Consider the following 24,396-nt stretch of genomic DNA (forward strand, 5'->3'; position numbering starts at 1 on the left):
TAACAAGCAATAAAGATTAATTTTAAGCAATGTACGGCGCGAGTCGCCGTCTCTTTGGAGGCAATCCGAATGAGCAAGTTTTTAGATAGATTTCGTTATTTCAAGCAATTAGGTGATACCTTCTCAGGTGAACACGGCCAAGAGTTAAACGTAAACCGTGACTGGGAAAATGGTTATCGTAGCCGTTGGCAGCACGATAAAGTGGTGCGCTCTACTCATGGCGTTAACTGCACAGGTTCTTGCAGTTGGAAAATTTATGTCAAAAATGGTCTTGTCACGTGGGAAACGCAACAAACTGATTATCCTCGCACTCGCCCAGATCTACCCGACCATGAACCAAGAGGCTGCCCGCGTGGCGCGAGCTATTCATGGTATTTATATAGTGCTAATCGCGTGAAATATCCGATGGTGCGTAAGCGCTTACTTAAACTGTGGCGCGAAGCAAAAGCTGAACATCAAGACCCTGTCAATGCATGGCTTTCTATCATCAGTGATCCGCAAAAGGCGCAAAGCTATAAGCAGGCGAGGGGACGCGGGGGCTTTGTGCGTTCAAGTTGGCAAGAGGTGAATGAACTGATTGCCGCAGCAAATGTGGCAACTATCAAGGAGTTTGGTCCCGATCGCATTGTCGGGTTCTCTCCAATACCTGCGATGTCAATGGTTTCTTATGCGTCGGGAGCGCGCTATTTATCGTTGATCGGTGGTGCATGTTTGAGCTTCTACGACTGGTACTGTGACTTGCCGCCTGCATCACCCATGACGTGGGGTGAACAAACAGACGTACCAGAATCCGCTGACTGGTATAACTCGTCTTATATTATTGCTTGGGGATCTAATGTTCCGCAAACTCGGACCCCAGATGCCCATTTCTTTGCAGAAGTACGTTATAAAGGAACAAAAACGGTCGCAGTGACGCCAGACTACGCGGAAATTGCCAAATTATGTGACCATTGGTTGAACCCGAAACAAGGGACAGATAGCGCCATGGCAATGGCGATGGGGCATGTGATCCTCAATGAATTCCATGTCAAGCGTGAAGCCGAGTATTTCCGTGAATATATACGCACATATACGGATATGCCAATGCTGGTTATGCTCGATAAACGTGATGATGGCTCTTATGTGGCAGGCCGGATGCTGCGAGCATCTGACTTAGTTGATTCTTTGGGAGAAGAAAAAAACGCCGAATGGAAAACTATCGCCTTTGATGAAGAAACAGGCGAATTGTGTGCACCACAAGGGTCGATGGGGTTTCGTTGGGATGGTAGTCAGAAATGGAATCTAGAACCTAGGGCAGGGCAAGATGCTCATGACATTAAAATGAAACTTAGCCTTGCAGATATGCATGATGAGTTGGTGAATGTAGGGTTCCCGTATTTTGGTGGTTTAGAAAGTGAACATTTCCAAAGCGTTGAACTGAAAGACGTCTTACTGCACAAATTACCCGCGAAACGTATTCAGCTGTCCGATGGTCGTGAGTCTTTGGTGACCAGTGTCTATGATTTGATGCTTGCTAACTATGGTATCGACCGCGGGTTTGGTGATGAAAACTGTGCGGTTGATTACGATGATATGAAAGCCTATTCACCTGCTTGGGCGGAAAAAGTCACCGGTGTTAGCCGCCAAAACATTATTCGTATTGCCCGTGAATTTGCAGATACTGCTGAGAAAACCCATGGCCGTGCGATGGTGATTGTGGGGGCAGGGATTAACCATTGGTATCACATGGATATGACCTACCGTGCGATTATCAACATGTTGATCTTCTGTGGTTGTGTTGGGCAAAGCGGCGGCGGCTGGTCACATTATGTTGGGCAGGAAAAATTACGTCCACAAACAGGTTGGTTGCCATTAGCATTTGGACTTGATTGGCAGCGTCCACCACGCCATATGAACAGCACGTCATTTTTCTATAATCACTCAAGCCAATGGCGTTATGAAACGGTAAGTACTGAGGAATTATTATCGCCTTTAGCAGATAAAAAAGCCTTTAATGGTAGCTTGGTGGATATGAACGTACGTGCCGAACGTATGGGCTGGCTACCCTCAGCACCCCAGTTGAATGTGAACCCACTGAAGATTGCCAAACAAGCACAAGAAGCGGGGCTTTCTCCCGTTGATTTTACTGTTAACCAGTTGAAAGAAGGAAAGATCCGCTTTGCTTCGGAACAACCGGATGACTCACAAAATTTCCCTCGCAACTTGTTTATTTGGCGCTCTAACTTACTTGGTTCTGCTGGGAAAGGTCATGAATATTTATTGAAATATTTATTGGGAACTGAAAACGGTATTCAAGGCAAAGACTTAGGTCAACAAGGAGGCGTAAAACCACAAGAAGTTGAATGGCAAGATAAAGCTGCTGAAGGAAAAGTTGACCTTGTTGTGACATTAGATTTCAGAATGTCGAGTACTTGCTTATTTTCTGATGTCATTCTCCCTACAGCGACGTGGTATGAAAAAGACGATATGAATACATCAGATATGCATCCGTTTATTCATCCGTTGTCAGCTGCTGTTGACCCAGCTTGGGAATCAAAAAGCGATTGGGAAATCTATAAGGGTATTGCTAAAGCCTTCTCGGCGGTTAGTGAGGGGCATTTAGGTCAGGAAATCGATGTGGTGACTCTGCCTATTCAGCACGATAGTGCGGCAGAAATGGCCCAAGCTTTGGATGTTAAAGATTGGAAAAAAGGCCAGTGTGACCTGATCCCAGGTAAAACAGCACCGCATATTATGTGTGTTGAACGTGATTATCCAAGTACTTATGCACGCTTTACCTCTCTTGGCCCACTCATGGATAAATTGGGTAATGGGGGTAAAGGCATCAATTGGAATACACAAGATGAAATTGATTTCCTGAAAAAATTAAATAAAACCCAGCCAGAAGGTGCAAATCAAGGCCGCCCTAAAATTGAAACGGCAATTGATGCTGCAGAGGTCATTCTAACCTTAGCGCCGGAAACCAATGGGCAAGTTGCAGTGAAAGCGTGGGATGCGTTAGGTAAGGTGACTGGGCGTGACCACACCCATTTAGCGCGTTATAAAGAAGATGAAAAAATCCGTTTTCGCGATATTGTTGCACAGCCACGTAAAATTATTTCCAGCCCCACATGGTCAGGCTTAGAAGATGAACATGTGTCTTACAATGCTTGCTATACCAATGTTCATGAAATGATCCCTTGGCGTACGCTAAGTGGTCGCCAACAACTTTATCAAGACCATGAATGGATGCGTGCTTTCGGGGAAAGCCTCGTCGTGTATCGCCCACCAATTGATACGCGGGCGGCTCAGCCATTAATGGGCAAAAAGCCTAATGGCTTCCCTGAAAAAGCACTGAATTTCTTAACTCCGCACCAAAAATGGGGTATCCACTCAACTTATAGTGACAATTTATTGATGTTGACATTAGGGCGTGGTGGGCCAGTGGTTTGGCTTAGCGAAGAAGATGCCCGCGAACTGGGTGTTGAAGATAACGATTGGATTGAAGCGTTTAACAGTAATGGTGCATTAACCGCCAAAGCGATCGTTAGCCAACGTATTCCTGATGGCATGATCATGATGTATCACGCCCAAGAACGGTTGATCAACTTACCCGGGTCTGAAATTACGGCTCAACGTGGCGGAATTCATAACTCTGTCACGCGTGTTTGCCCGAAACCGACCCATATGATCGGCGGCTATGCGCACCTTGCTTATAGCTTTAATTACTACGGAACCGTGGGTTCTAATCGTGATGAATTTGTGGTTGTTCGTAAAATGAAACAGGTTGACTGGCTGGATGGTGAAGGTGATGACTACCAGCAGACCTTGAGCGGAAAGGAGAAAGCATAATGAAAATTCGTTCTCAAGTCGGCATGGTATTAAACCTTGATAAGTGTATTGGTTGTCACACTTGTTCAGTGACCTGTAAAAACGTGTGGACCAGCCGCGAAGGTGTTGAATACGCTTGGTTTAATAATGTCGAAACTAAACCGGGTATTGGTTATCCCCATAATTGGGAAGATCAGGACAAATGGAAAGGCGGTTGGATCCGTACTATCAAAGGTAAATTAGTGCCGCGAATGGGTAACAAAGTTGGGGTTTTATCCAAAATTTTTGCCAATCCCGATGTCCCTGCATTAGATGATTATTATGAGCCATTTGATTATGACTATGGTCATTTAAAAAATGCCAAAGAAGGTAAACATGTGCCAACGGCACGTCCGCGCTCTTTGATCACGGGCGAGCGAATGAGCAATGTAATAATGGGTCCCAATTGGGAGGATGATCTGGGAGGCGAGTTTTCTAAACGCGCACAAGATAAAAACTTTGAGCACATTCAGAAGGAAATGTATGGGCAGTTTGAAAATACCTTTATGATGTATTTACCTCGTCTTTGTGAACACTGTTTGAACCCTGCTTGTGTGGCCACGTGCCCAAGCGGTGCCATTTATAAGCGTTCTGAGGATGGCATTGTACTGATTGATCAAGATAAATGTCGCGGCTGGCGTATGTGTTTAACTGGTTGCCCATATAAAAAAATCTATTTCAATTGGAAAAGCGGTAAGTCAGAAAAATGTATTTTTTGTTATCCACGCATTGAGTCTGGGATGCCAACTGTTTGCTCTGAAACCTGTGTTGGTCGCATCCGTTATTTAGGCGTGTTGTTATATGACGCAGATAAAATTGAGTCAGCAGCTAGTGTGGAAAAAGAGACCGATCTTTATCAAAGCCAGTTGGATGTTTTCTTAGATCCCCATGATCCGCAAGTGATTGCCGAGGCGGAAAAACAAGGGATACCATTGAGCGTGATTGAAGCCGCACAAAAATCCCCAGTGTACAAAATGGCAATGGAATGGAAGTTGGCACTGCCATTACACCCTGAATATCGTACATTGCCGATGGTTTGGTATGTGCCGCCTTTGTCACCCATTCAATCTGTTGCAGATTCAGGGCTATTGGCAAGTAATGGGGTATTACCCGATGTAGAAAGCTTGCGCATTCCTGTGCAGTACCTTGCCAATTTATTAACGGCGGGGGACACCGAGCCGGTATTATTAGCACTGAAACGGATGTTGGCGATGCGCCATTATAAACGTGCAGAAACCGTTGAAAACCAATGTGATACTAGTGCACTAGAGCAAGTGGGTTTAACTGAATCACAGGCTCAAGAAATGTACCGTTATTTGGCGATTGCGAATTATGAAGACCGTTTTGTGATCCCATCTAGTCACCGTGAATTAGCACGTGAAGCTTTCCCTGAAGCTAAAGCTTGTGGTTTTAGCTTTGGTGACGGTTGCCATGGTAGTGATAGCAAAACAAATCTGTTTAACAGTAAACGTATTGATGCCATTGATATCACACCAAAAACAACACAGGAGAAAGCACTATGATGACGTTAAAAGTGATTTCTCGTTTATTAGAATACCCTTCAGAGGCGCTTTGGTTACATCGTGATGAACTGATTGAGGCATTAGAACAAGCAGATGAATTACCGATAACTCGGGCGATCCAATTGATGATGTTTGTACGTGAATATCTTAATGAAGAATTGTTGGATATGCAGGCACAATATTGTGAATTATTTGATAGAGGCCGGGCAACATCATTATTGTTATTTGAGCATGTTCATGGCGAGTCTCGTGACCGTGGCCAAGCTATGGTCGATTTAATGGCGCAATATCAACAATATGGTTTACAGATTGATTGCCGCGAACTTCCTGATCATTTACCTATTTATTTGGAGTATCTCACGGTCTTACCCACAACAGAGACCGTTGGCGGTTTGCAGGATATCGCCCCTATTTTAGCGCTCCTTGGTGCAAGGCTGAAGCAACGTGAAAGTCGTTTTGCCACATTGTTTGAAGTATTACTCGAATTATCAAATAGTGAAATTGCCACCGAGCAATTAACCGAAAAAGTGGCTTTGGAAGCGCGTGATGATACTCCACAAGCACTGGATGCAGTTTGGGAAGAGGAGCAAGTGAAATTTTTTGCTGATGAAAAAAACTGTGGTGGGGAAGTTACTGCCCATCAACATCGTTTTGCCAATGCCGTCACCCCACAATACTTGGATCTCGGCTCTAGCAGCCATGTAGGAGTGCAAAAATGAATTTTCTCAATCAATTTTTCTTCGACATCTATCCATATATTGCTGGTACTGTGTTTATTGTGGGTAGTTGGTTGCGTTATGACTATGGGCAATATACGTGGCGAGCAGGTTCTAGCCAAATGCTCGATAAGAAAAACATGCGCTTAGCATCAAATTTATTCCACGTGGGTATTATTGGTATTTTCGCAGGGCACTTTTTAGGGATGTTAACCCCACATTGGATGTATGAATCTTTCTTGCCAATGCATATAAAGCAATTAATGGCGATGATTGGTGGGGGCGCTGCAGGTGTGATGATGTTAATTGGTGGCGCGATGCTATTGAAACGCCGATTGACTAACCCTCGTATTCGCGCAACATCTTCTTTTGGTGACATCATGATTATGGTGTTGCTAGTGGTACAAGTGTGTTTAGGGTTACTGACTATTCCATTTTCAGCGCAACATATGGATGGTAGCGAGATGTTGAAACTTGTGGGATGGGCGCAGTCCATTGTGACATTCCATTGGGGGGCTTCAAATTACCTTGAAGGCGTTGGTATCGTGTTCAAGCTGCATATTGTGTTGGGGATGACGATATTTTTACTCTTCCCATTCTGCCGTTTAGTGCACATTTGGAGTGCACCTATCGAATACCTGACTCGTCGGTATCAATTGGTGAGAAATCGCCATTAAGTTCAGGCTTCACAAGGATGTGAGCCAGTACATTGCTCTTGTGTAACTTGTTCTTATATCAACAACAAATGTGGCCATTTTGGCACCCCATCTCATATGAGATGGGGTTTTTTGTTTGTGTTCTTATAAAATAATAATCTTGTGATCGAATTCATAACAAATTGTGCATCTTCACAATTATATTCAATTTTTCACGTTAAAAACTAGTCATTCTTACAATGCCTTCCTGATAAGTGAACTATATAATTTAATTAAATCAAAAAGTCTAATTGATATTAATTTTATTGATTAATTGGGTGGTAATAAAAATGACAGTTAAAATCGTGTTTCTCGATTATGAAACTTTCCCTGAAGGAATAAATATTAAGAAAATAAATAAAGAATATAGTTTAGAACTGTATGGGAAAACATCGGAAGATGAAATTATTGAGCGAGTAAAAAATGTAGACATTATTATTACCAATAAAGTAAAAATTACTAAAAAAGTTATTTAAGCTGCAAAGCAACTTAAATTTATTTCTGTCGCTGCAACAGGAACAGATGTGATTGATATTGGTGCTTGTAATGAGCGTAATATATTAGTTTCTAATATCAGAAATTATGCAATAAATACGGTTCCTGAGCATACGTTTACCTTGATTTTAGCCTTACGTCGTAACTTATTAGCCTATGCACAATCAGTACGAAATGGTCGTTGGCAAGAATCAGGCCAATTTTGTTATTTTGATTATAAAATTAATAATTTATCTGGTTCGACGCTTGGTATTATTGGTGATGGTGTCTTAGGTAAGGCAGTTGCTGATATCGCAAAAGCTTTTGGTATGAAGGTGCTATTTTCCACATACAAAGGCACGAATAATATGGGCCCACTATATACACCATTTGAAGATGTTGTTGCGAAAAGCGATATTATTTCTATTCATTGTCCACTACTGAAATCCACCAAGGATTTAATTAGCTTTCCAGAATTCGAGCAGATGAAACCATCTTGTATTTTAATTAATACTGCACGAGGTGGGATCGTTAATGAAGAAGCATTATATGGCGCTCTAATAAATAATAAAATATTAGGTGCTGGGTTTGATGTTTGTCTTTCAGAACCACCTGAAAAAGAAAGTTATATGATGAAATTAACTCAATTATCAAATTTTATTCTTACCCCTCATATCTCCTGGGCTAGTTTTGAAGCGATACAAACCTTATCAGACATGATGATGGACAATATCGAAGCCTTTTTATCTGGCCATCCTCAAAATTTAGTTAATTAATTCACTCATTGATTTAAAGAGGTCATCAATATGTTTTTAGGAAAAGAAATCCGTTTAAAAAGATTATTAAATAAAAAATCTGGTCGTCTTCTTGCAATTACCATGGATCATCCAATTACACGTGGTGTATTACCGGGAATTGGTGATATTAAATCCGTCATGAAACAGGTTGTTGCGGGCGCACCTGACGCTATTACGATGCATAAAGGTATTATTGAAAAGGTTTATCCTCCGTATGTCGCTTCCGATGTTTCTATCATCATGAAAGCGACAAGTTACTCCATACCTTACCATGAAGCTTATGACACACCGGTTGCTGACGTTGAAGAAGCCATTCGTTTAGGTGCAGACGCAATTTCAGTCGGCTGTATTATGGGCGGGCCAGAACAGGCACAGCAATTGACATTTTTAGGCCAAGTATCGAAAGCTGCTGCTTCCGCAGGACTGCCTTTAGTCGCACACATTTATCCAAAAGGCCCAATGATTGAAGACAGTTTTGATGCGAAAAATCTCGCTTACTGTGTTCGCGCAGGCGCAGAGCTAGGTGTCGATATCATCAAAACACTCTGGTCTGGTTCCCCTGAGACATTTAAATCTGTCGTGGATAGCTGCCCAGCTATGGTTGCTTTAGCTGGTGGTGATATGGGGAGCGATCTTGTTAGCTTCCTAACAAATACACGTAAAGCATTAGATATTGGTGTTGGTGGTGTGACGTATGGGCGCTTCGTATGGCAGCACGAAAACCCAACAGCAGTCATTAAAGCTCTGAATGCATTAATCAATGATGATTGTTCGGTTGACCAAGCTATCGCGGAATATAAGCAAGCGGGTGGCAAATAACTAACGTTCATAGCTGTTATGCATGGGGAGGAAAAAATGAAAGCAGCGGTATTGTATGCGCCTAATGAACTTAGAGTGGCAGACGTTAAATATCCACAAGTTGGTAAAGGTGACGTGGTTATTAAAGTCAAGGCAGCCGCGATTTGTGGAACTGACGGACGGATTATTTCCGGTAAAAAAACCAAAGGTGTGCGTTACCCTTCTGTAATAGGACATGAATTTTCAGGGGAAATTGTAGAAGTGGGTGAAAATGTGACCGACCTAAACGTCGGTGACGCAATCGCAGTTGACCCTGTCGTACCATGCCGTTCTTGTGTTTATTGTCGCATCGGTAAAGAAAATGTCTGTTTAAACCGCCAAGCAATCGGCTATGAATTTGATGGCGCTTTTGCGGAATATGTTCGAATACCAGAGGTTGCTTTGTCATCGGGTAATGTCTTTAAGATACCGCAAGGAATGTCTTTTGAAGCTGCAGCATTAGCAGAGCCGTTAGCTTGCTGTATCAATGGACAAAAAAATGTGGGTATTGAGCTCGGTGATACGGTGGTCATTATTGGTGCGGGGCCTATCGGGTTAATGCATGTGCAACTTGCACGTTTCTCAGGTGCGACAAATATTATTGTTAGTGAACTCAATGAACAACGCCAACAGGCTGCGTTAAATTGTGGTGCTACACGTGTCGTCAATAGCCAGCAAGAAAACTTACTAGATGTAGTAAAAGGCTTGACGGAAGGGGTGGGCGCAGATGTGGTAATTATTGCTATTGGCATCCCTGGATTAGTTAATCCTGCATTGGAACTCGCTAGAAAAGGAGGACGAGTTAACTTGTTTGCCGGCTTTTCAAAGGATGATATGGCGCAAATTGATGTCAATATTATTCACTACAACGAGCTTATTCTTACAGGAGCCAGTGCGTTAAGTCGAGAAGGATACCAGCAAGCCTTGACACTGATTTCTTCGGGCTTAATTGATATCGAGAAATTAGTGACTCACCGATTTGCTTTAGATGAGATCAACGAGGCCATGGCAACCGCTCAAAAAGGTGACGCGATTAAAATTATTATACATAACAATTAAAAGCAGGCGTTGGAGGCAGCATGATGGACAGTGTCTATTTGGGAATTGATGCAGGTAGCAGTAGTGTGAAGGTTTGTGCGTTTAATTTTCATGGAGAATTATTGGCAAAGGCTTCACGTGATACCAATATTATTTCCAAATCTCCCAAAAATCATGAAATTGACTTAAATGACTTTTGGAAAAAGACCGCAGATGCAGTCAAAGAAGTGACTTCTCAAGTAAAGAATATCGTATCTGTGAGTTTCTCTGTTGCTTGCCCAACGCTGGTTTTATTGGATAAACATAATAAACCCGTCTCAAATGGGATTACTTATCTTGATGGGCGTTCTGAAAGCTTCATACAGCAAACACTCGGGGAAAATATAACGCATGTTCGGGCGCTTTCTTGTAATAGTCCAAGTCCGTCCGCATGTTGGGTAGGAACGTTAGGATGGCTACAAGAACAACAGCCGGAATTAATGCAAAAAGTTCATAAGGTTGTGCTACTTAATAGTTTTTTATCTTTAAAGTTAGGGAGTCAAAAAGCTGCTATTGACCCGACCCAAGCCGCGTATTCTGGCGCTGTGGTTTTGTCTAAAGCGCCTAAGTGGTCAAAAGAACTATTAAGGTATTGGAAGTTTAATCACGATATTTTGCCGCCGATTTATCAATGCACTTCTGTGGTTGGTAAAGTGAGTAAAGAAGCCGCTCAAGAAACAGGATTAAAAGAAAATACGCCAATTATTTTAGGGTCGGCAGATACCGCTGCTGCTGCATTTGCAGTCGGGTTACTTGACCCTGAAACAGCTTTTGAATCAACAGGAACATCGGGAGTCATAACGTTTTGCTTAGAAGAGCCAAACTTTGACCCTCGTTTTATGAACCGGTACCACATAGTCCCCAATCAATGGTTGGCTCATGGGGCGATGTCGACAACTGGGGGGACATTCAGTTGGCTAAACCAGGCTGTTTGGCCGGAAGTTAATGACCATGAACAGTTGGAGATCTTTTCAAAATCATCAGTACCTGGTGCTAATGGCTTAATTTATCTGCCTTATTTAGCTGGAGAACGTAGCCCTATTTGGGATGTTAATGCATCGGGAGCATGGATAGGCTTACGTCTAAATCATACTCGCGATGATATGGTCAGGGCGGCATTTGAAGGTACAGCATATGGTTTAAAACAGATTTTGAATATTGCTAATGAAAAATGGGGAGTGATATTAGATGAATTACTCAGCGTAGGGGGAGGATCACGTAATACGTTATGGACTCAAATTAAAGCGGATATTCTTCAGGTTGAATATAATATTGCCCAAACAGCAGACGCAGCCGCTTTTGGCGCTGCAATGGTTGGTGCGACAGGAGCCGGTTTTTTCTGTGGCATTAATGACCCTGATTTACCGATTATAAAAACAGAAGATATCACATTCACACCAAATCAAGATAAAAAAACACAAGATACTTATAACAAGCAGTTTAATATTTACAATGGGCTGTATCCTTTATTAAAAGAAACAATGCATAGCTTGTCGAGTAAGTAAATTAGTTGAAGTAATTTTAAATTAAATAACGTTCCTAAATGTTAATTTTAATGAATTAGCAGGGATCGTTTCATTCTTAAAAAAGCAGGTAATAAAACGTGTATTAAATAATAAACTGCTCTGGAGCGAAAATAATGATAAATTCAAATCCGATTAGACCAAAGACGAATTATCGTTGGGTGGTATTAGCCCTGATTTTTATCGTCTATGCTGTAAATTATGCAGACAGAAGTAATATTGGTGCGGTTCTACCTTTTATTACTGATGAGTTTAAATTAACTAATTTAGAAGCGGGCTCTCTCGCGAGTATGTTTTTCCTCGGTTATGCTTTATGCCAAATACCCGCAGGCTTTTGGATGGCGAAACGTGGGATCAGAGGTATGGTGTCATTATCCATTCTTGGTTTCTCTGCCATGACTTGGTTTATTGGCCTAGCCCAATCGGCCTTTGCTATCAAGTGGTTGCGCCTTGGCCTAGGTATGGCCGAAGCTCCAACTCCTGTCGGGCTAACGTCGACAATTAATAACTGGTTTCCAGCAAAAGAAAAAGCAACCGCCACTGGCGTTTATATTGCTTCAACGATGTTTGCTCCGATTATTGTTCCACCATTAGTTGTTTGGATTGCATTAACTTATGGATGGCGTTGGGTCTTTATTCTGTTCGCTATTCCCGGTATTTTTCTTGCAATTATTTGGTATTTATTTGTTAGAACAAAACCAGAGGAAAGTCGTTTTGTTTCGCAAAGTGAATTAGATTATATTCGTGCCGATAATTCAGAAATTGCAGAAAAGAAAATAGAAGGCAATATTGTTCTGAGTCCTAAATTTAATACGCTAGATAAATTTATTCGTGTTAAATCAGTCACTCCATTAAGTTCAGCTTCCCAAATATTTAAATCTAAAAATATTTGGTGTAATACTATTTCTTATTTCATGATGGTCAGTATTTTATATGGAATATTAACCTGGATACCTTCTTATCTGGTAAATGAAAAAGGCTTTTCATTTATGAAAATGGGCTTTGTTGCATCAATGCCATTTGTTGGTGGGTTTATCGGCTCGATTTTTGGTGGCTGGATCTCTGATAAAGTTTTTGGTCGTCGTCGCAAACCCACCATGCTTTTTACCGCAGTAGCGACGATTGCGATGATGTTAGTGATGTTGAATGTACCCGAAAGCACGAGCACAGTTGCACTTGCCCTTTTCTCGGTTGGTTTGTTCTTGAATATTGGCTGGCCTGCATTTACTGCTTATCCAATGGGAGTCGCTGATAATAATAACTATCCAATTGCGATATCTGTTGTAAATAGTGGAGGAAACTTAGGTGGCTTCGTTTCACCTATGATGGCAGGGTTATTGTTAGATATGACCGGTAAGTTTGATGCTGTTTTCTCTTACTTTGGTATCTGTGCGGTGATTGGCTTAATTATGATCCTCTTACTCGATGAACCGAAATAATAAAAAGTCGTATCAGGTGGGCGAGTACCCACCTGAATTTTTAACTTATTGATAATAAAAATTTCTAAAGGATTATTTTTATGAAAATAGTCATTGCACCTGACTCATTTAAAGAGAGTTTATCTGCATTGAAAGTCGCAACGGTTATTGAAAACGGGTTCAAAGAGGTTTTTCCGCATGCAACTTATGTTAAGTGCCCTATTGCGGATGGTGGTGAGGGTACAGTTGTCACGATGGTTGAGGCTACCAATGGGGAAATCTATCATCTTGATGTTATCGGTCCTTTAGGTACGAGTGTTCAGGCATTCTATGGTTTATCTCAAAATAAACAGCAAGCATTTATTGAAATGGCTGCGGCAAGTGGGCTAGAGCTAGTCCCTATTGAATTAAGAAATCCATTACTAACGACATCATATGGCACAGGAGAGTTGATAAAGGCCTGCCTAGATACTGGGGTAAAGCAGATTATTATTGGTATAGGTGGAAGTGCAACCAATGATGACGGAGCAGGAATGTTGCAAGCACTTGGGGCCAAATTATTAGATTCTCATGGGCAACAAATCAAATTAGGAGGGCAAGCACTTGCCGATTTAGCGAGTATTGATGTCAGCACAATGGACCCGAGGATAAAAGCGTGCCAATTTAGTATTGCTTGTGATGTTTCGAACCCATTAATAGGGAGAAATGGCGCATCTGTGATATTTGGCCCTCAAAAGGGGGCGACAAATGAACATGTTGAAATGTTAGACAAAAATTTAGAACATTTTGCAGATATCATTAAGCGAGATTTGCATGTTGAAGTTCATTATATTGCAGGAGCCGGTGCTGCAGGAGGGATGGGAGCAGCATTACTTGCTTTTCTAAAAGCGGAACTTAAGCCTGGTTTTGATATTATTGCACAAACCTTGAACCTTGAATCACACATGGTAGGGGCAAATTTAGTCATTACTGGTGAAGGCCGGTTAGATAGCCAAAGTTTAAATGGCAAAGTGCCTTTTGGCGTCGCTCAGTTAGCTAGAAAACATAAGATACCCGTTATTGCCATTGTTGGAAGCCTTGGTGATGATCTCAGTCATTTACAACAATATGGTATTAATTCAGCGTTTAGTATTTTACATAAAATCAGTTCACTAAAAGAAGCTCTAAATAATGCTGAAAGTAATTTATTTAATTGTACTAAAAATATTGCAAATACGCTGAATATTAAAATAGATAATAAAAATTGAAATAATAGTTTTGAAATTTAGCTTTGTTTGCTTTATTTTAAATGAGATTTATTTTTCTTGATTTTTTCAAGGAATATTGAATACTGGAGTTTATTAAATCAAAAATAAACATTATTAAAATTTATGATTGGAAAGTTTGTTTCTATTTTACAGCTCCAGTAAAAGAGGTTGAAATATGTATGATTATTGTCTTACCTCCAAATTAGCGCAAGAAATCGTTGATAGAACCATGAAAATTATTGATTGTAATATTAATGTTATGGATGAAACTGGATGTATTATAGGGAGTGGAGATAGTAATAGATTAGGTGAGTTTCATGAAGGTGCTTTGCTCGCAATCAAACAAAAACGAACTGTAGTTATTGATGATGCAACAGCAAATAATTTGCATGGGGTTAAACCGGGGATAAATTTACCTCTTTATCTTAATAGCAAGATTGTAGGAGTGATAGGTTTAACGGGAGAACCTTCTTTAATTAAGCAATTTGGAGAGCTTGTTTCAATGACCGCAGTTATGATGCTGGAACAAGCTGAAATTTATAATCATTTGAATTTGAATGATCGTTTTAAAGAAGAAATTATTTTAGCTTATATTGAAGATGGCACTATACCAGATAATATTACTGAGTGGTCTAAAAAACTTAATATTAACTTCTCCATTCCAAGGGTTGCTATTATTATTGAGATTGATAGCGGCCAGCTAGGAGTTAATAGTGCTTTTAGTGAGCTACAAGAAATTAAAAAACTTATTGAGTATAATAATGCAGATAACTTAGTCGCTATTCAGTCATTAACTGAGATTGTTTATTTGAGTCCTGCTCTAAATCAATTTAATCGTTGGAATATTGATGAGCAAAAAAAGAGAGTTATAAAGTTGGAGTCAGATATTCAAGATTTATTTAAATTACGCGTCAAAATAGCGTTAGGTAATTTTTTTCTAGATCTCCCAGAAGAGGCTATAAAAAAATCATATGAAACGGCAAAGGTTACCATGCAGGTTGGTAAAGCTAAAAAACCACAGTTAAAGATTTATTGCTATCAAGATATTATGTTGCCTGTGCTTTTATATGGATTGAGTTTTAAATGGTCTTCTGAAGAGTTATTAAAACCTTTAAATACATTATTGCATGAGGATGCTAATGGCGTTCTTATTAAAATATTAACGACTTGGTTTAAAAATAACTTACTTGCAAATGAAACCGCAAAAGAACTTTTTATTCATAGGAATACATTAGATTACCGATTAAAAAGAATATCGGATATAACGAAGTTAAACTTACTAACAATTGAAAGTAAAGTCCTTCTTTATGTTGCTTTACAATTAAAAATTTAAACTATATAAAAACTCGTAATATAAATGCCCCCCAATAGGTGAGCTAGTAATTATTGGGGGGGAGTTTATTTATCGTTATAGTTTTATTTCTTTTAGATTATCAGCGATCTCAAAATCAGCATCAGTACGGGCTTTAATGACCTCAACACTGGTTCCTGGTGCATATTCTACCAGTGTGAGCTGCCCACCAATAAAACGAAAAACCGCTAATTCAGTAATAATAGTTGAAACACAATTTTGTGCTGTCAAAGGAAGCTGACATTGACGCAGTATTTTTGCTTCTCCAGTTTTTGTGCAGTGCTCCATCGCAACAATAACATTTTTTGACCCTGTGACTAAGTCCATAGCACCCCCCATACCGGGCACCATTTTCCCAGGAACCATCCAATTTGCTAAATTACCCTGCTGATCGACTTCTAAACCACCTAATACACAAGCATCGATGTGCCCTCCACGTATTAGGGCAAAGGAAAAAGCGCTATCAAAAGTAGAGCCACCTTTTATAATGCCGCAGGGTTGCCCCCCTGCATTGGCTAAGTCAGGGTCGGGATTGTATATATCGACGGGGCAAATACCTAAAAAGCCGTTTTCGGATTGCAATAAAATATCGATACCGTCAGCAAGATGAGCTGCTACCATGGTGGGGAGGCCGATACCTAGATTTACGACATCACCATCTTTCAACTCTTGCGCAACTCGGCGAGCAATAAATGTTTTTGTATCCATTATTGATCTCCTTGAAATAGGCCTGTTATCAGTAGACCCGGAGTCATTATAGAGTCAGGGGCTAGGCCCCCTACTTCAACTAATTGCTCTACTTCTGCAAATACCTTATCAGCGGCTAAAGCAATTAACGGATTAAAATTACGGGAAGCTAAACGATAATATAAATTGCCAACGATATCGCCAGTGTGAGCGTGAATAATGGCGATATCAGCTCGTAATGGGAGTTCAAGTAAATAGTCTTTACCTTCAATAGTTAGCCGCTGTTTACCTTCCTCAACCACGGTACCAACCCCTGTTGGTGTCAGAAAGCCGCCTAAACCGGCTCCACCTGAACGTATGCGTTCTGCCAGTGTCCCCTGAGGTACCAGTTCAACATCTAGTTCCCCAGAAATCATTTGTTTTCCTGTTTCTGGTAATAGACCGATATGTGAACTAATTAAACGTTTAACTCTTTTATTTTCAATTAAAGGAGCAACTCCGATCCCCGGTATTCCTGTATCGTTACCTATCAGTGTTAAATTTTTAACACCAGATTCTAAAATTATATTAACGAGAGCCGCTGGAGTGCCTTGCCCCATAAAACCACCATACATGATGCTCATTCCATCATGAAACTGGCTAATGACCTTATCTTTTTCGATGAGTTTATGTTTCATTTTCATCTCCATCTTAAGAAAGGCGTTCTACAATAACGGAAACACCTTGACCACCACCAACACATAATGTAGCAAGCCCTGTAGTTTTATTTTGCATTGTCAAAGCATGTAATAGAGAAACTAAGATGCGCGCTCCTGAAGCTCCAATAGGGTGACCTAACGCAATAGCACCACCGTTAACATTCGTTTTTTCAGGGTCGAATCCAAGCTCTCGACCTACGGCAATGAATTGCGCGGCAAAGGCTTCATTAGCTTCAATTAAATCAAGGTCATTGATATGTAGACCTGCTTTATCTAAGGCCTTCAATGTTGAATAAACTGGGGCAATTCCCATGACCGCTGGGTCAACTCCAGCTGTTGCGTAGCTACGAATTGCTGCTAAAGGTGTTAGTCCTAAATTTTTTGCTTGCTGACTCGACATAAGGAGCAAAGCAGCTGCTCCATCATTGATCCCCGATGAATTACCAGCAGTTACACTTCCAGTAGGTTCAAATACAGGATGAAGTTGACTTAAGGATTGATAAGAGGCATCGGAACGGATGTATTCATCTTGCTCAAAAATAAGATCTATTTTTTTATGTTTCACTGTTACGGGGACGATTTCTTGTTTGAATGCGCCTTTTTCAATCGCTATTTGTGCTCGAAGTTGCGATTGCAGAGCAATTTTATCTTGCTCCTCACGACTAATATTATAGCGTTTTGCGATGTTTTCTGCGGTGATCCCCATATGGTAACGATTGATAGCGCAGCTTAAACCATCGTGTACAACACTATCGGTTAAGGTTCCGTTTCCTAGCCGATAACCGAATCGAGCTTTATCCAATAAGTATGGCGCAGCCGACATATTTTCCATTCCGCCCGCTAAGACGATTTTATTATCACCTGTACGAATGGTCTGAGCTGCCACTATGATGCTTTTTAGTCCAGACCCGCACACCATATTTAGGGTTGTAGCCGGTGTTGTTTCAGGGAGCCCTGCCTGTAAGGCTGACTGACGAGCAGGGTTTTGCCCAAGTCCAGCTTGTAGTACATTACCTAATAAAACTTCATCCACATCATGAGGTTGAATTCCTGCTCGTTCAATTACGGCTTGTGCCACTATTGCTCCCAGATCGGTGGCTTTGACTGAAGCAAGTGAGCCTCCAAAGCTACCAATCGCAGTGCGTACCGCACTTACGATCACGACATCATTCATAAGGCTCTCCTTTTTAAGGTTAAAATACTGCGTGTTTCATCGGGAGTTGCGGGGGCTCTATCGACTTCATTAGCAAGGCGAACTGCTCGAGCTACAAATTCTGCATTAGATTGTGCTAACCGTCCTTTGCTGTAATAGACATTATCTTCCATACCAACACGAACATGCCCACCCATTGCTAAGGTTGTCATCAGAATAGGCATATGCCCTCTACCAATCCCAAATGCAGACCAATGTGCATTTTCAGGGAGTAAACTACGTAAAAAAATGAGGTTTTCGACTGTTGCAGAGATACCACCAGCGGCACCTAGAACGAATTGATAATAAGCAGGGGTTTTAATAAGGTTTTTCTTTATATAGTACAGTGAGTTATAAAACATACCTGCATCAAAGACTTCAATTTCAGGGCGGACTTCATTATCTATCATTAGTTGTCCTAGCTTCTCTAAAAAAGCAGGGTGATTAATAAATAAGCCAGAGTGTGCCCAGTTCATTGAGCCACAATCATAGGAGGCAAGCTCAGGTTTCAGTTCGACGAGGTGGATCATGCGGGTTTCATCAGTGGCATTTAAATCACCAGATGTGGTGAGGTTAAGAACAATGTCACACTTTTCACGAATTAAAGTCACAGTTTCGCGAAATTTATTAATATCCATTGTTCCGCGTCCTTCATCATCACGCATATGCAAGTGGGCAATAGCAGCCCCTGCTTGCCAGCACTCGTAGACGTCCTCTGCGATTTCCCGTGGTGTCAGCGGAATATTTGGATTATCGTTTTTAGTTGGAAAAGCCCCAGTGGTGGCAACAGTAATTATTGTTTTATTTGTCATATTAAAAACTCTTGAATTAAGCATCTGAATGAGTAGCAATATCTGGTGGGGTGGCTGAATACCTTGATTTATCGATATCTGGTAAGGTAAACATCATCACCCCAGCCAAACAGAAGAAAATTGCACAGATAATTAGCCCAGTGACTAATCCATAGCTCAGGGCAATGAAGCCCATTGCAAATGGGGCAAAAGCGGAAATGCCTCGACCAATATTGAAACAAAAGCCTGCACCCAAAGTACGTACGCGAGTGGGGAACAGTTCAGGAAAGTAAGATCCCATTAAGCCGACAAAGGCAGTAAAAAAGGCATAAACTGGTCCCATCACAAGGAGTGCCGTGTACCCTGTCATATTGACGTAAATAGGTAAGGTTATTGCGGTACCAATAAAAGAGATTATGAGTGCGTTTCGACGACCGATTTTATCAGCCATCACACCGAATACGTTGTAACCAATGAACATGCCAATATTTAGAACAACAAAGAATAGGGACATATTTTCCATAGTAAGTCCGCGGTCTTTAGTTAAAAACATCGGCAACCAAGTGGTACATCCCCAGTAGCCAATTAAACCAAAGCTAGCGACTGTAGTTGCTAGGAAAGTATTGCGAGCCATTTCTTTTGAAAAAATTTCGCTAATTCGAATTTTTTCTCCACGTTGGGTTTGAGCGGCTTTCTCTTTTTTCCAACTTTCGGACTCAGGAACAAAAATAAGAAAATAAAACGCGGCAATAATGGCTCCAGCACCGCATAGAAAGAGAGCTCGCCAACCGTAGGTTGGAATAATTAAATAAGCAAGGAATGCAGCTAATCCAGCACCTGCGGGGAAAGAGCTTAAAACAAAGGAAGCAGCTCGCCCACGTTGTTTTGCAGGCCAGGTTTCAGCAATGTAAGCAACAATAATGCTCCAAACACCCCCGAGGCCTAACCCCGCTAAAAAACGTAATATTAAGATCTCAAACCAAGTATTTGTAAATGCAATTGCAGCGGTAAGCACACTAAATAGCATTAAGCTCCAAAATAGTGTTTTACGTCGTCCATAAGTATCCGCACACCAACCAACAACAATACTACTTAAACCAATACCGACCATTGTCGCTGTGGCAAGTAACCCTCCATCAGCTGTAGAAATACCAAGGTCTGCGATGATGACGGGCATGGCAACGGCAAGTAGAAGAATATCAACAGCATCGAACATGTATCCAAAGAAACCGCCAATGAGCACATGCCATTTTACCTTTTGATTACCTACAGCATTGTCATGAGATTGTGTCATGATGTTATCTCCCGCTAGAGGTCAAACATAGCGACTGCACGGCACCAGCCGGCGCTAGCAGCTTTTATTTTGATGGGAAAACAAGCAATCTTGAAACCAAAAGGGGGTAACTTATCAAGATTCGTCATTTTTTCCATATGATAATATTCGCGTTCAATACCTGCGAAATGCCCTTCCCAAATTAAAGATGAATCACCTGTTTCTTCAAATTCCTCTGCAATTAATGAAAGAGGGCGATCCCAGCTCCATGCATCGGTGCCAACAACTTTTATTCCATGTTTTAATAAATAGAGCGTGGCTTCCCGAGTCATTCCACAACCTGAGTTTAAATAGGCATTGGTTCCCCAATATTTCATTGCACCAGTCTGAATAACGACGATGTCGAGGGGTTTTAAGGTATAGCCAATTCGTGTTAGTTCAGCTTCAAGAATATCAACGGTAATTTTCTCACCATTACCAGGTATGGTGGAAAAGTCGAGTTTGACTCCATCAGAAAAGCACCATTCAAGAGGTATTTGGTCGATTGTACGAGCCGGCTCTCCTTGATTCATCGTCGGATGATAGTGCCAAGGGGCATCAAGATGGGTACCACTATGAGTGGTAAGTTGAACATATTCGATTGACCAACCTAGCCCACTAGGAAGATCTTTTTCTGTGGCAGTAGGGAAAAATTGGCGCATATGCTCGGCACCTTTATCGTGTCCCCAGTAATCTATTTTTGTTGGCATAGAAGGGGGGTCACAAGGTGTTTCATGCTCTATAGTGACACTCAGATCGATAATTTTCATCATTATCCTCATGTTTTTCATTTTATTGGTCGTACGTCCAACCTATATGTAATTTGGACGATCGTCTAAATTTATCTATTGATAACGTGAGGTTGATCGAAAAATAAACAAAGTTGTGATGGAGAGCCCAGTTTAGTGAAATGACTTAATTGAGGTATTTTCGTCATTTACCAGAGGGAATAGGTGGAAATCGAAAAGACTTTTTGAAAAGCTCGGGTATTTTCAATGATGGGCTTTATAATAGTAGACAGAAATATTAATGTGGTAAACGTGGTGAAAATTAATCAATCCTTTTTATAAGGCGCAAGTTACGGACGGCTATGCAAATATCGACATCGGAAAAAATTTTAAATGCTGCAGAAGAGTTGTTTGCTCAAAGTAGCTATGATGCTGTTTCTATTCGGCATATTACACAGAAAGCGGGCGTGAAATTAGCGCTTGCTCATTACCATTTTGGTACAAAAAAAGAGCTGTTTGATGCAGTTGTTAAGCGGCGTATTGGTCTATTGAGCCAATCAAGAATTCAATTACTTAATCATTTTTTAGCTCAAAATGATGATCAACCTTTGCCTATCGATAAAATTGTCCATGCTTTTGTATTGCCCTATCTCTATTGGCATTTGAATGGAGGTGAAGGATGGCGCAATTATGCACGTATAGTTTCTACTTTACTTGGTTATAACCTTTCTTTATTACAAGAGCAATTTGATGCTGGAGCGCACGTTTTCTTGCGAGAACTTCGTCGAACAATGCATTCAACGAAAGAAGAAAAAGTACAATGGGGGTTTGATTTTATGGTTGGCGTTATGTGCAACACATTCTCTGAAGTTGACCGTATTGGTGGTTTAACTAAAGGTTTATGTTCAATAGAAGACAAGGAACAGGCTTGTAGCTATCTCATTCCTTTTATTACATCTGGTTTAGAGCAATTGGCTTCATCACCACAAGCTGATCTTAAAGAAAACCTTGCACTGTTGTCTACCTTAACCCTTTCATTCTAGTCTATAGCATTGAAACTATTGGTTATATGGCCTCTGTTGACACTAAATTTGACTGTATAACCAATAATAGAGAAATCCTATTGAACAAGTAAGCCTCTTTATAATACTTATAATTACTTAATTTGATGTATATAAAAGGTTCAATGTGATTAGCTTATAATATGTGTTTAAGGTTAGGTAATGAAATAATCATGACTTATAAAGTAAGTTACGTGTTTTTTCTTAGTTGTGATAATATGTATTAATGATTTCTGATATTTTTATCATGTAACTATTAATTAATATATAAACATTACGCCTATCTGTTGTTTTATATATTATGTGGTAGTGAGATGAAACTAATTAAATTAAGTAATTTCATTATAAAATTTTAAGCTAAAATAGAGTATTTTAAATTTTCACTAATAAAGATATAGTAATAATGTATCATATATGATTGTGAGAAATTACTTTTAATTACTTTTTGATAAGCCTTGTAACATATTTAATTTATCTTAAATATTAATCCTATCCTTTAATTTGACATGGTGTTAATTTTTTGTTCTAAAGTTACATACCTAATAATCTATGTAATTTTATACTGAATTGTTTCCTGTTATATATTTTATTTAGTACTTGTTTTCTTTGTTATTTGATTTAACTTGTTGATTTTATTTTTACTTTTTTTTGTTTTATTTGCGTTGGTAAATGTGACAAAAAGTAAAAATAGAAATATTATGAAATTATTTTATTTATGATTTTGAGATGTTTCTCATTAATTATTATGCGATATAAATATCGTTTTAATTTACTTAACTTCTCTATAATTTAACTTTTTCTTTAACAGCATTTTTTTTCACTAATGAAAACCTGTTTTATGAGTATAAAAAACTTTATTAATAATATTTGGGTTTATTTTGTGTTTTTTTAATGAAAAACTACGGTTCAATTAGATTTGTTATATCAATTTATCCTATTGCAGTGTATTAATTAGTGTGTTTTTTTTGAATATTATATATATATATCACCAGCTTACGGGTAAAGTTATTAATTAAACCTGAAATTTGACATAACTAAAATGAGGTATAATAATGGCGACGTATTGATACGTTGCTTAATTATTCATTTTATTAATGGAGTTCGATAAAAGGGAATAATTCTCGGTATCAATTTTTTAATGTTTACTTATCAAACATATTTTAAGAAAAAATTAAAATAATCGGATTAATGATAACTCATTATTTTAATTTGTGTTGTCTTTTTATCTAATGGAAATGTATAAAATGAAATTAAATAAACTTGCTTTAGTATTAGGTTTAGGTATGGCTGTTGTTGCTGGTTCTGCAGCTGCAGACCAAGGCTCAGGTGTTATCAATTTTAAAGGTTCTGTCATTGATGCTCCTTGCTCAATCCCTAGTAAGTCTTTAAATTTAGAAGTTGGTTTAGGTGCTATCTCTACTGCTGCATTAAAAGATGGCGGTAAAGGTATTGCCAGCGATTTCAAAATTGAGTTAGAGCAGTGCGACATTTCAGTTATGAAATCTGTACAAACTACATTCACTGGTACTCCAAGTACATCTGTGCCTGATGGTTTAGCTATCGTTGGTACTGCGAAAAACGCAGGTATCGTTATTACTGATGCTAACGGTGACAAAATCAAGTTAGGTGAGAAATCTCCATCTCAAGTTTTATTCTCTGGTGAAAATACTCTGAACTTCCAAGCGTATTTACAAGGCGATGCAGACCAAGCTAAACCTGCAACACCAGGTGAGTTTACTGCAATTGCAACATTTGCACTGAGCTACCAGTAATAAGTATTGCCCGTACAAGGATGTATGGGCCTTAATTTTAATGAATTGTAATAGGTCATTAAGTTGAAATGGAGTCACTATGAATCACTTTGGCATATTTGTCATGGTGCTTTCAGGAATGATATTTGCCCCAATAGCAAGTGCGCAAAGTCAAATTTCTCGGGCACAAAACCAGTTTGAAGGAACTGTGACGATGGACGGCTCAATCATTGAAAGTCCTTGTGCAATTGATGCAGACAGCCGAGATCAATCAGTTAGCATAACGACTGTACCAGTTAGCCAAATAATTCATGATAGAGAAAGCCCCGCAAGTAATTTCTCTATTCATCTGATTAATTGTGTTCTAACGCCGGTAACGCCTGGAAGCTCCAATTGGCAAACTTTCAATATTACATTTGATGGCCCGACAGATAGTCGCAATTTTGATGTTTTCGGACATGCAAATGGGTTATCAATAAAAATTTCTGACATGGCTGGAAATATTGCTATACCTGGGAAACCTATGCCTAGCTTACCCATAACTGTGGGTGATTCTATTCTGCATTATAACGTTCGAGTCGTGCCAAATAATAAGCGTTTAAAACCAGGAAACTACCAGACTACTATCCGTTTTAAGATGGATTATTACTGAGTTATTACTAAGGGACT

At 39.9% G+C, this 24,396-nt stretch carries 20 protein-coding genes and 1 pseudogene; 15 read left to right on the forward strand and 6 right to left on the reverse strand.

Annotated elements, in window-relative coordinates; translation table 11 throughout:
• Positions 1-69: 69 nt before the first annotated feature.
• The 12 genes and pseudogenes from ACIPUA_RS18905 (at position 70) to ACIPUA_RS18960 (ending at position 15,489) form a co-directional block, all read left to right on the forward strand.
• Positions 70-3,831 carry a nitrate reductase subunit alpha gene (locus tag ACIPUA_RS18905; protein ID WP_048605966.1) on the forward strand — a complete coding sequence of 1,254 codons (3,762 nt, stop codon included), beginning with the start codon at positions 70-72 and terminating at the stop codon, positions 3,829-3,831.
• On the forward strand, positions 3,831-5,372 hold the full coding sequence (narH, locus tag ACIPUA_RS18910) for a nitrate reductase subunit beta (protein ID WP_048605968.1): 1,542 nt from the start codon (positions 3,831-3,833) through the stop codon (positions 5,370-5,372). Before ACIPUA_RS18905 ends, narH begins: the two co-directional genes overlap by 1 nt.
• Entirely contained in the window at positions 5,369-6,091 is a 723-nt protein-coding gene (narJ, locus tag ACIPUA_RS18915) for a nitrate reductase molybdenum cofactor assembly chaperone (RefSeq protein ID WP_048605970.1), read from the forward strand. The genes narH and narJ overlap by 4 nt, the downstream gene beginning before the upstream one ends.
• Positions 6,088-6,765, forward strand: coding sequence for a respiratory nitrate reductase subunit gamma (narI, locus tag ACIPUA_RS18920; protein ID WP_042845582.1), 678 nt, complete (start codon positions 6,088-6,090; stop codon positions 6,763-6,765). The genes narJ and narI overlap by 4 nt, the downstream gene beginning before the upstream one ends.
• Positions 6,766-7,073: 308 nt before the next feature.
• A complete protein-coding gene (locus ACIPUA_RS18925) occupies positions 7,074-7,259 on the forward strand; it encodes a hypothetical protein (RefSeq protein ID WP_449060000.1) in 186 nt (61 codons plus the stop codon).
• 12 nt (positions 7,260-7,271) lie between these two features.
• A pseudogene (locus ACIPUA_RS18930) lies at positions 7,272-8,033 on the forward strand (D-2-hydroxyacid dehydrogenase); the annotation flags it as partial.
• Positions 8,034-8,063: 30 nt separating this feature from the next.
• Positions 8,064-8,873 carry a class I fructose-bisphosphate aldolase gene (locus tag ACIPUA_RS18935; protein ID WP_004259316.1) on the forward strand — a complete coding sequence of 270 codons (810 nt, stop codon included), beginning with the start codon at positions 8,064-8,066 and terminating at the stop codon, positions 8,871-8,873.
• 36 nt (positions 8,874-8,909) lie between these two features.
• Positions 8,910-9,950, forward strand: a complete 1,041-nt coding sequence (locus ACIPUA_RS18940; RefSeq protein ID WP_042845579.1) for a zinc-dependent dehydrogenase — start codon at positions 8,910-8,912, stop codon at positions 9,948-9,950.
• A 20-nt stretch (positions 9,951-9,970) separates the two neighbouring features.
• Positions 9,971-11,473: a xylulokinase gene (locus ACIPUA_RS18945; protein WP_042845578.1), complete on the forward strand. Its 1,503-nt coding sequence runs from the start codon at positions 9,971-9,973 to the stop codon at positions 11,471-11,473.
• Positions 11,474-11,607: 134 nt separating this feature from the next.
• On the forward strand, positions 11,608-12,930 hold the full coding sequence (locus ACIPUA_RS18950) for an MFS transporter (RefSeq protein WP_449060001.1): 1,323 nt from the start codon (positions 11,608-11,610) through the stop codon (positions 12,928-12,930).
• An 80-nt stretch (positions 12,931-13,010) separates the two neighbouring features.
• Positions 13,011-14,156, forward strand: coding sequence for a glycerate kinase (locus ACIPUA_RS18955; protein ID WP_449060002.1), 1,146 nt, complete (start codon positions 13,011-13,013; stop codon positions 14,154-14,156).
• Positions 14,157-14,331: 175 nt separating this feature from the next.
• Positions 14,332-15,489 (forward strand): sugar diacid recognition domain-containing protein, encoded by a 1,158-nt coding sequence (locus ACIPUA_RS18960; protein WP_449060003.1) that lies wholly within the window; start codon positions 14,332-14,334, stop codon positions 15,487-15,489.
• Positions 15,490-15,564: 75 nt separating this feature from the next.
• Here ACIPUA_RS18960 and ACIPUA_RS18965 read toward each other — a convergent pair whose 3' ends face one another.
• The 6 genes from ACIPUA_RS18965 to ACIPUA_RS18990 are packed head-to-tail and all read right to left on the reverse strand — an operon-like array spanning position 15,565 to position 20,957.
• On the reverse strand, positions 15,565-16,215 hold the full coding sequence (locus ACIPUA_RS18965) for a 3-oxoacid CoA-transferase subunit B (protein ID WP_449060004.1): 651 nt from the start codon (positions 16,213-16,215) through the stop codon (positions 15,565-15,567).
• A complete protein-coding gene (gene atoD, locus ACIPUA_RS18970) occupies positions 16,215-16,871 on the reverse strand; it encodes an acetate CoA-transferase subunit alpha (RefSeq protein WP_042845929.1) in 657 nt (218 codons plus the stop codon). The genes ACIPUA_RS18965 and atoD overlap by 1 nt, the downstream gene beginning before the upstream one ends.
• A gap of 13 nt (positions 16,872-16,884) precedes the next feature.
• On the reverse strand, positions 16,885-18,066 hold the full coding sequence (locus ACIPUA_RS18975) for an acetyl-CoA C-acetyltransferase (protein ID WP_042845570.1): 1,182 nt from the start codon (positions 18,064-18,066) through the stop codon (positions 16,885-16,887).
• Positions 18,063-18,896 carry a BKACE family enzyme gene (locus ACIPUA_RS18980; RefSeq protein ID WP_395346753.1) on the reverse strand — a complete coding sequence of 278 codons (834 nt, stop codon included), beginning with the start codon at positions 18,894-18,896 and terminating at the stop codon, positions 18,063-18,065. Before ACIPUA_RS18980 ends, ACIPUA_RS18975 begins: the two co-directional genes overlap by 4 nt.
• Before the next feature lie 16 nt (positions 18,897-18,912).
• Positions 18,913-20,169 (reverse strand): MFS transporter, encoded by a 1,257-nt coding sequence (locus ACIPUA_RS18985; RefSeq protein WP_449060005.1) that lies wholly within the window; start codon positions 20,167-20,169, stop codon positions 18,913-18,915.
• A gap of 14 nt (positions 20,170-20,183) precedes the next feature.
• Positions 20,184-20,957: a cyclase family protein gene (locus tag ACIPUA_RS18990; protein WP_449060006.1), complete on the reverse strand. Its 774-nt coding sequence runs from the start codon at positions 20,955-20,957 to the stop codon at positions 20,184-20,186.
• A 320-nt stretch (positions 20,958-21,277) separates the two neighbouring features.
• Here ACIPUA_RS18990 and ACIPUA_RS18995 point away from each other — a divergent pair, with 320 nt between their 5' ends.
• From ACIPUA_RS18995 to ACIPUA_RS19005, 3 genes are all read left to right on the forward strand, one after another.
• Positions 21,278-21,958, forward strand: a complete 681-nt coding sequence (locus tag ACIPUA_RS18995; RefSeq protein ID WP_042845564.1) for a TetR/AcrR family transcriptional regulator — start codon at positions 21,278-21,280, stop codon at positions 21,956-21,958.
• Between the two features lie 1,262 nt (positions 21,959-23,220).
• On the forward strand, positions 23,221-23,748 hold the full coding sequence (locus ACIPUA_RS19000; protein WP_449060007.1) for a fimbrial protein: 528 nt from the start codon (positions 23,221-23,223) through the stop codon (positions 23,746-23,748).
• Between the two features lie 79 nt (positions 23,749-23,827).
• Complete coding sequence (locus tag ACIPUA_RS19005) at positions 23,828-24,379, forward strand: fimbrial protein (protein WP_048605971.1); 552 nt, start codon at positions 23,828-23,830, stop codon at positions 24,377-24,379.
• Positions 24,380-24,396 lie beyond the last annotated feature (17 nt).

Source organism: Providencia sp. AGC89, assembly GCF_053543535.1.